This is a genomic window from Brevundimonas sp., assembly GCF_031082345.1.
In the GTDB taxonomy this organism is placed as follows: Bacteria; Pseudomonadota; Alphaproteobacteria; order Caulobacterales; family Caulobacteraceae; genus Brevundimonas.
The window spans coordinates 1-8,060 of record NZ_JAVHLH010000124.1 but is presented as its reverse complement, the minus strand read 5'-3'; the positions used below and the strand labels follow the sequence as shown (position 1 = coordinate 8,060).

The 8,060-nt window shown below is 70.5% G+C and carries 9 protein-coding genes; 3 read left to right on the top strand and 6 right to left on the bottom strand.

Going from position 1 to position 8,060, the window contains the following annotated elements:
* Positions 1-1,242: ATP-binding protein (locus tag RDU12_RS09305; RefSeq protein ID WP_308684501.1), on the top strand; the 1,242-nt coding region annotated here is incomplete at its 5' end.
* 10 nt (positions 1,243-1,252) lie between these two features.
* Here the strand turns inward: RDU12_RS09305 and RDU12_RS09300 are convergent.
* Positions 1,253-1,903 carry a glutathione S-transferase family protein gene (locus RDU12_RS09300; RefSeq protein ID WP_374990205.1) on the bottom strand — a complete coding sequence of 217 codons (651 nt, stop codon included), beginning with the start codon at positions 1,901-1,903 and terminating at the stop codon, positions 1,253-1,255.
* Positions 1,904-2,161: 258 nt separating this feature from the next.
* Between RDU12_RS09300 and RDU12_RS09295 the strand changes: the two genes are divergently transcribed.
* A complete protein-coding gene (locus RDU12_RS09295) occupies positions 2,162-3,208 on the top strand; it encodes a ribonucleotide-diphosphate reductase subunit beta (RefSeq protein WP_300292225.1) in 1,047 nt (348 codons plus the stop codon).
* Positions 3,209-3,250: 42 nt separating this feature from the next.
* Here the strand turns inward: RDU12_RS09295 and RDU12_RS09290 are convergent, their stop codons facing one another.
* The 5 genes from RDU12_RS09290 to RDU12_RS09270 all read right to left on the bottom strand — a co-directional run bounded on the left by RDU12_RS09290 (position 3,251) and on the right by RDU12_RS09270 (position 7,695).
* Entirely contained in the window at positions 3,251-4,009 is a 759-nt protein-coding gene (locus tag RDU12_RS09290) for a molybdopterin-binding protein (RefSeq protein WP_308684500.1), read from the bottom strand.
* Complete coding sequence (locus RDU12_RS09285) at positions 4,006-4,836, bottom strand: cytochrome b/b6 domain-containing protein (RefSeq protein ID WP_308684499.1); 831 nt, start codon at positions 4,834-4,836, stop codon at positions 4,006-4,008. Before RDU12_RS09285 ends, RDU12_RS09290 begins: the two co-directional genes overlap by 4 nt.
* Before the next feature lie 87 nt (positions 4,837-4,923).
* A complete protein-coding gene (locus tag RDU12_RS09280; protein ID WP_308684498.1) occupies positions 4,924-5,379 on the bottom strand; it encodes a cell wall hydrolase in 456 nt (151 codons plus the stop codon).
* A 92-nt stretch (positions 5,380-5,471) separates the two neighbouring features.
* Positions 5,472-6,911, bottom strand: a complete 1,440-nt coding sequence (locus RDU12_RS09275; RefSeq protein ID WP_308684497.1) for a HAMP domain-containing sensor histidine kinase — start codon at positions 6,909-6,911, stop codon at positions 5,472-5,474.
* A 61-nt stretch (positions 6,912-6,972) separates the two neighbouring features.
* Positions 6,973-7,695, bottom strand: coding sequence for a TVP38/TMEM64 family protein (locus tag RDU12_RS09270; RefSeq protein WP_300292747.1), 723 nt, complete (start codon positions 7,693-7,695; stop codon positions 6,973-6,975).
* 119 nt (positions 7,696-7,814) lie between these two features.
* Here RDU12_RS09270 and rpmH point away from each other — a divergent pair, with 119 nt between their 5' ends.
* Positions 7,815-7,949: a 50S ribosomal protein L34 gene (gene rpmH / locus RDU12_RS09265; protein WP_123288089.1), complete on the top strand. Its 135-nt coding sequence runs from the start codon at positions 7,815-7,817 to the stop codon at positions 7,947-7,949.
* Positions 7,950-8,060 lie beyond the last annotated feature (111 nt).

The following is an 8,060-nucleotide window of genomic DNA, read 5'->3' as shown; positions in this document are numbered from 1 at the left end:
CGCCGGCTCGAGACCCGGCTCCGCGCCCGCACCGCCGCCGCCCAGGAGGCCCGCCGCGTGGCCGAGAACGCCGCCGCCGCCCGCTCCCGCTTCCTGGCCATGATGAGCCACGAGATGCGCACGCCGCTGAACGGCGTGGCCGGCTTCGCCGACCTGCTGGCCAGCCGCTCCGATCTGGACGAGGAGGCCCTGCGTCAGGCCCGCCAGATTCGCGAGTCCAGCAACGGCCTGCTGATCCTGGTCGAGGACATCCTCGACTTCGCTCGCGGCGAGCATGCCGTCTCGCCCGAGCCGCTGGATCTCGCCGCCGTCGCCCGCGAAGCCATGGGCCCCAGCCGCGTCGCCGCCGAAGCCATGGGGCTGAGCCTGACCATCGACGATCGCTTGCCGGCGCGTTCGCGCTTCGACTGCGACAGCCGCGCCCTGCGTCAGGCCCTCTGTCCGCTGATCGCCAATGCGGTGAAATTCACCACAGAGGGCGGCGTCACCGTCCGCCTCGACCGCGCCGGGGAGGGCATCGTCATCCGCGTCTCGGACACCGGCTGCGGCATCGAACCCGACCACCATGCGGAACTGTTCGAGGCCTTCTCCCAGGCCGACGCCTCGACCACCCGCCTGCACGACGGCGTCGGCCTCGGCCTGGCGCTGGCGGCGCGCCACGTTCACCGCCTCGGCGGCCGGATCGAGGTCGACAGCCGCCCCGGCGAGGGCTCGACCTTCACCCTCCACCTGCCGTTGGCCCGGGCCGCGGACGCGCCCGCCGAAGCCGCCCCGCCGGTCCAGCCCGCTCCCGCCGTCACGCCGACGGAGGATTCGGCCCCGAACGGGACGCCCCGCACGCCGCGCGTGCTGGTCGTCGACGATCACCCGGTCAATCGCGAGGTCGCCCGCATCATGGTTCAGGCCTTCGGCTGCGAGGTGGTCGAAGCCTGCGACGGACACGAGGCCGTGGACGCCGCCGCCGCCGGGGTCCTCGACCTGGTGCTGATGGACGTGCGCATGCCGCGCATGGATGGGCTGGAAGCCACCCGCCGCATCCGCGCCCTGCCCGACGCCCGGGGCGCCGTCCCGGTGGTCGCCATGACCGCCGACGCCATGCCGGAGGACGTTGTCCGCTGCCTCGGCGCCGGCATGAACGCCCATCTGGCCAAGCCGGTCAGCCAGGCCGCCCTGTTCGCCATCGTCTCCCGCGCCCTGGCCGGCGATCTGCCCCCGGCCGAGGTTCAGGCCGAAGCGGCCTGAGGGGCCGGGACTAGCCCTCGTAATTCCCCTCGAACGGAAACCGCCGGGGCCAGAACGCCCGCAGTTCCGCCAGGGCGTCGACCCGCCGCACGACCTCCCCCATGCGCGGGGCGACCTCGTGGAACCGGGCCCGGTGCGGGGTCCAGCGGCTGGCCACGGCGACATACAGGTCCAGCACCGTCAGCTCCGGCCCCAGCAGGAAACGATCCGGCGTGATCTGGCTCTCCATCCGCGCCCAGCATTCGGCGATCCGCTCGGCCGTGCGCGCCCGGATCGTCGCCTGCGCCGCCGGATCGTCCCCGCCCAGCCGCGAGGGCTCATCGCGGACCCAGTACATCGAATAGATCGCCGCCGGGATGAAGGTCATCCAGCGCAGGAACTGGCCGCGCCGCGGGTCGCACGGTTCCGGCCCCAGCGCCGCCTCCGGATGCTGTTCGGCCAGCCAGATCAGGATCGCCGCGCTTTCGGTCAGGGTCTCGCCCTCTGGCGTGACCAGGGCCGGGATCTGCCGCATCGGATTGACCGCGGCGACCTTGTTGCGCTCGGCCTCGCCCTCCCAGGTGACCGCCTCGACCACCTCGAACGGCGCCCCGATCAGGGTCAGCGCCGCCTCGACCGGGACCGAGCCCGAACCGGCGGCGCCATAGACGGTGTAGGTCATGTCTATCTCCTCGCCCTCCGGTTTGCCGTGCAACGCGCGAGATCGCCCGCGAGATATTCCGGCCCGGCCATAAGCGGTCCTTGCGGATCGGGCCGGCAATCGTCCCCAGCTTGCTCCCCAGAAGCCTCGCTCTCACCTACCACATCTAGCGGTCGCGGAAAAAGTGATCGCAATATAGCCGCAATTCGGCTTGGCGCCGCGGCCTCCCGCCCGCATGGTGAACCCCACCATTCCGGATTCGCCGACAGAGTTGTTTCGATGAACGCGCACGCCCCGATCCTGCCCTCGACCCCCGGCCTCCTGACCGCCTCGGCCGCCTACAAGCCGTTCCGCTACCCGTGGGCGTTCGACATGTGGAAGAAGCAGCAGCAGGTCCACTGGATGCCCGAGGAGGTGCCGCTGGGCGAGGACTGCAAGGACTGGGCGGCCAATCTGACCGACAGCGAGCGCAACCTGCTGACGCAGATCTTCCGCTTCTTCACCCAGGCCGACATCGAGGTCCAGGACAACTACATGGAGCGCTACGGTCGGGTGTTCAAACCGACCGAGGTCAAGATGATGCTGGCGTCCTTCGCCAACATGGAGACCATCCACATCGCCGCCTACGCCCTGCTGCTCGAGACCATCGGCATGCCCGAGAGCGAGTTCGGCGCCTTCATGGAATACGAGGCCATGCGCGACAAGCATGACTTCATGGGCAAGTTCGGGGTCGAGACCGAAGGCGACATCGCCCGCACCCTGGCCATGTTCGGCGGCTTCTCGGAGGGGCTGCAGCTGTTCGCCTCGTTCGCGATGCTGATGAATTTCCCACGCCAGAACAAGATGAAGGGCATGGGCCAGATCGTCAGCTGGTCGGTCCGCGACGAGAGCCTGCACTGCGAAGGCATCATCAAGCTGTACCACGCCTTCAACAAGGAGACGGGGGCCGTCACCAAGGCGGTGGCCGACGACATCGTCGAATGCTGCCGCACCGTGGTCGACATGGAGGACCGCTTCATCGACCTGGCCTTCGAGATGGGGCCGGTCAACGGCATGACCCCTTCGGACATCAAGGCCTATATCCGCTTCATCGCCGACTGGCGCCTGCGCCAGCTGCACCTGCCCGAGCTGTACGGAGCCAAGGAAAACCCGCTGCCGTGGCTGCAGTCGATGCTGTCGGGCGTCGAACACGCCAACTTCTTCGAGGCCCGGGCGACCGAATACTCCAAGGCCGCCACCCGCGGCGTCTGGCACGGCGCCGCCGGCGTCTGGGACAATTTCGACGCCATGATGCAGAAGCGCAGGGAAGAGACGACGGGGGCCTGAGCCCCCGATTTCAGGCCCGGTTGGCGTAGCGGGTCGGCCGGCTCAGATGCCCGCGTACCACTCGTACCCCCGGTCTTCCCAGTAGCCGCCCTTGCCGCGGCCGAGGTGGGCGAAGCTCTCCACCGCCTCGATGCGGCGGATGTATTTGGCGTGTTTGTAGCCCAGCTGGCGCTCGACCCTGAGCCGCAGCGGCGCGCCGTGCGGGACCGGCAGGGTCTCGCCGTTCATGTCGTAGGCCAGGATCGTCTGCGGATGGCGGGCGTCGATCAGGTCGATGCTCTCGTAATAGCGCTCGCCATCCTCGCGCTGATCGAGGGCGTCGAAACAGTGGAAGACGATGTATCGCGCCTCCGGCTTCAGTCCGGCCTCGTCCAGCAGGGTCGCCAACCGCACCCCGGTCCATTCGCCGATCGAGGTCCAGCCCTCGACGCAGTCGTGTTTGGTGATCTGGGTCCGCGCCGGTCGGGCGCGCAGCTCGGCGAGGCTGAGCGACAGGGGCCGTTCCACCAGCCCGTCGATGACCAGCCGGTAGCCGGCGAAGCCGTCCGCGTTCAGCGCCCGATAGTCCGACGCGGCCGGAGCGATCGAACCGTTGGGCCGGAAGTCCGGCGAGATCTCGGCGCGGCTGTAGGTCGGGGCCAGGGCGTCGGCCGGGATCAGCAGCCGCTGGGCCCGCCGGGTCAGTCCCTCGCCCATGCGCCGGGCCTGGTCCGACAGCCGCCAGCTCGCCTCTCCGCAGGCGCTGACGAGGGACGCCATCCCGGCGGCCAGGGCGCCGCTCAGCCAGCGACGGCGGTTCATGGCCCCTCTCCTTTTTCAGACCGCCGACGCCGCCCCGGCCCGGCGGTCGAGCCCGGCGGCTGGATCACGAACCAGCCGGTGACCATCGACCGCATGTTGTTGAAGAAGCCGGTCCAGATCACCAGACCGACATGCACGACGATGAAGCCGACGATCAGCCCGGCCGAGATGAAATGCAGCGTCCGCGCCGACTGCCGTCCGCCCATGATCTCCAGCAGCACTCCGCCGACGGCGTTGAAGCCGGGCGACATCGACAGGCCAGTGATCAGCATCAGCGGCAGGATGATCAGCACCATGGCCAGATAGGTCAGCTTCTGGATGACATTGTAGGTCCGGGCGTGATCGTCGGTCGGGAAGCGGAACCGGGCGTGCTCCGCCACCGAGGCGCCGAAGCCCGCGAGGTCGGCGCGGGTCGGCCACAGCCGCCGTCCGAACCGGCCGGAGATCAGGGCCCAGGCCAGATAGACCAGCCCGTTGATGACGAAGATCCAGGCGAACAGGAAATGCCAGTTGCGCGCCTCGGCCAGGTTGCGCCCCTGGGGGATCAGCAACCAGTTCGGGACCGTCGGCGTGCTCACCCAAGGATCGGCGAAGGTCGAGCTCAGGCCCCAGTACAGGTGCGGATGAGCCGCCAGGATGTTCAGCCCGCTCATCAGCAGGACGACCACGGCGGCGACATTGATCCAGTGGGTGATCCGCACCGTCGCCGGATGCCGCCAGGTGTCGGTGCGTCCGCCCGGCAGCGGCCGGTCCGCGCGCCGTCCGGCGATCGGCGCGGGGGTCGGTTCCTCGGCCCCGGCGGGCGGATCGGCGGCGGCGTCGGTCATGGCGGCGTTCCCCCGGGAGACGGCCCGCCGACGGTCTCACGAGCGCCGGCGCTCCGCAACGCCGGCGCGGTCGGAAGAGGTTGCGGCTCAGTAGCGCTGAGGGGCCGCCGTCAGGCAGACCCGGCCCGCCCGGCGACAGGCCTCCATCTCGGCCTCCCAGGCGGCGTTGTCGCGTTCCCATTGCGCCTGGGCGGCCCTGGCCGCGGCGGCGTTGGCCTCCCATTGGGCGCGCTCGGTCTCGAGCCGGGCCGTCTCGGCGCGCCAGCGGGCGTTCTGGTCCTCCCAGGACGCCGCAGCCTCGGTCTCCGCTTCCGCGGCCGCGGCGTTGCGGGCCGCGATCTCGGCGTTCAGCCGGGCGGTGGCGGCCAGTTCGGCGGGGTCCTGCTCGGAATCCGGCGCGCGATTGTACATCTCGCCGCGTATCCGCAGCCATTCCTCCGAGCCCGGCTGGGCGTTGGCGGCGGCGGGCGGCGCGGTCTGGGCCATGACTGGGGCGGCGGCGAGCGCCAAGGCGAGGGCGGCGGTCAAGGTCAGTCGGATCATCACGGGCTCCTTCGTACAAAGGCCTGGCCGTCAAGCTGGGCCGTTTCGCGGCGGTCTGCGAGAGATAACGCCGATCGGGCGATTTGGAGCCCTCAGTCCGGAAGCCGGAGCTCGAAGGTCGTCCCCTCCGGGCCCGTTTGCACCAGGATCAGATCGCCGCCGTGGCTGACGGCGAGCTCGCGCGAGATGGTCAGTCCGAGGCCGGATCCGTCAGAGCTCCGCCCGCTGACGAAGGGCTCGAACAGATGGTCGGCCAGGCGCGGCGGAATGCCCGGTCCGTTGTCGGCGATGCGAATGACCGCCGCCCCCCCGTCATGGGCGGCGCTGACCCTGACCACGCCCTTGCGGCCGACCCGCGCAGCGTCGCCCTCGATGGCCTGGCGGGCGTTGCGCATCAGATTGACCAGCACGCGGTGAAGCTGATCCGGGTCGGCGTTGACGCTGAACCGGGCCGGAATGGCCTTCCTCAGCCCCACCCCCTCGTCAGACAGACCGGCGTCCTCGGCCGCCGCGGCGACCGCCGGCCCGAGCGCGAAGCGGGCGCGCTGCGGCTCCGGCTCCTCGCTGCGGCCGTATTCGAGCACATTGCGCGACAGGGCCGCGGCCCGGCCCAACGCCCGTTCCAGCCGCGGCAACGCCTTGGCCACCTGCGGATCGGGCGAGTCCGCCAGCCTTTCGGAGGCGATCTGGGCCGAGGTCAGCATGTTACGCAGGTCGTGGTTGATCTTGGCGACCGCCTCGCCCAGCGCCACCAGTCGCGCCCGCGAGCGCAGCGACTGGCGCACCTCGCCCTGCATCCGCGCCAGCTCGCGCTCGACCCGGCCGATCTCGTCGTGCCGGTCGCTGGGCGGATCGCCCTCCGCGTCCGGATCGACAGCGAACCGCTCGATCGAGCGGGTCACGCGCCGCAGCGGCTGAAGCACCAGGAAGGCGAGGCCGCCGTACAGCAGGCCCCCGGCCACCAGCGAGAGCAACACCGACATCAGCAGGCTGTTGAGCAGGAAGGCCCGCAGTTCGACCTTCAGCGGCTCGGCCGGGGCCAGAATCTCGATGAAGTCGCCGGAGCGGTAGCGGGGCCGCGCCTGCACCCGGATCGATCGGTCCGGGTGGCCGAACAGGGTCCGCCACGGGTCCAGCAGCCGGGTGACCGGCCGGTCCTCGCGCAGGTCGATCAGGTCGGGCGTGCGCGGCAGATTGGGGGCCTGCAGCAGCAGCCGCCGCACGCCCTGGTCGCCGACCACCACGGCCTGCACCCCGCCGATGGCCAGCAGCTGTTCGGCGACGTCGTCCTCGACCGCGGAATAGGGCAGGGCCTCGACGCCGACCGAGGCCAGCTCGGCGGACTGCAGCCGGTCCAGCAGCCAGCGCTCGTGGAAGCTGGCGGCGCTGGGCGCGACGATCAGCACCTCGACCACGGCCGTGAACACGAAGGTCAGCAGCAACAGCCGCCACGCCAGGGCGTCGGGGGCGTGGAAACTCAGCCGGTCGCGCCAGTCCGCGGGCAGCCGCAGGCGCCGTCCGCTGTCGCTCACAAGGGGCCGCGCCTCGCTCATGCCCCTCCTAACGCAAAGCTTGGGCCATTCGCTGCGTCCGTCATGCCCGCCTCCGCCGCCGCAGGGCCGCCTGGGCGCCCTTCATGGCGAAGGGCAGGACCACCGCCAGCACGAAGACGCCGGCCATGGGAGCCCAGAACTGGCCGAACAGGGCCTGGAAGTCCGGATTCGGATCGGCGGCCAGCAGGGCGTTCAGCCTCGCCCCGATCCAGCAGTAGATGATGTGCGCCGGCAGCAGGCCGATCACGGTGGCGGCCGAATAGGGCGCCAGCCGCACCGCCATCATCCCGGCCGCGATATTGATCATGTGGAACGGCACCACCACCGCCAGGCGGGCGCCGAGCACATACCAGAAGGTGTCGCGGTCGATCGCCGTGCAAACCGCCTGCATCAGGCCCGCGTCGCGCTCCGCCTTGCGGCGCAGGGATTCTCCCAGGGCGCTCCGGGTCACGGCGTAGACCGCCAGCGCCCCTGCGGTGGCCGCGATCGAGGTCGAGACGCCGCCGACCCAGGGGCCGAAAAGATAGCCGGCGGTGATGGTGACGAAGAAGACGCCGGGCACGACGCTGGCGGTCAGCACCGCGAACAGCAGCATCAGGGCCAGCAGGCTGACAAGGTAGTTGTCGGCGGTGAAATCGCGGAACGACTGGCCGTGGTCGCGCAGGGTGTCCAGCGACAGGTAGCGGTTCCAGCCCATGGCGAAGATCAGGGTGATGACGCATGCCAGCACGATCAGGGGCAGGAAGCGTTTGACCCGGTCCATCGTCTCTCCGCTGGCCGCTCGCGGCGTTGACACCACGGGCTTCCCCGCTTATACGCCCGCCCTTCCCGCGACGGACCACTTTCCGCCGCCCACCTTGTTTTCAGTCCCAGGAGCCGACCGTGAAGCGGACCTATCAGCCGTCGCGACTCGTGCGCAAGCGCCGACACGGCTTCCGTTCGCGGATGGCCACCAAGAACGGACAGAAGATCGTTCAGCGCCGCCGCGCCAAGGGCCGCAAGCGCCTGACGGCCTGACCGCCGCCGCCGAACGGAGAGCCCGCGTGATCGCCCCGGTCCCCGCACCCTGGCTGCACTTCGTCGGCGTCGCCGGCAGCGGCATGAGCGCGCTGGCGCAGTTCCACGCCG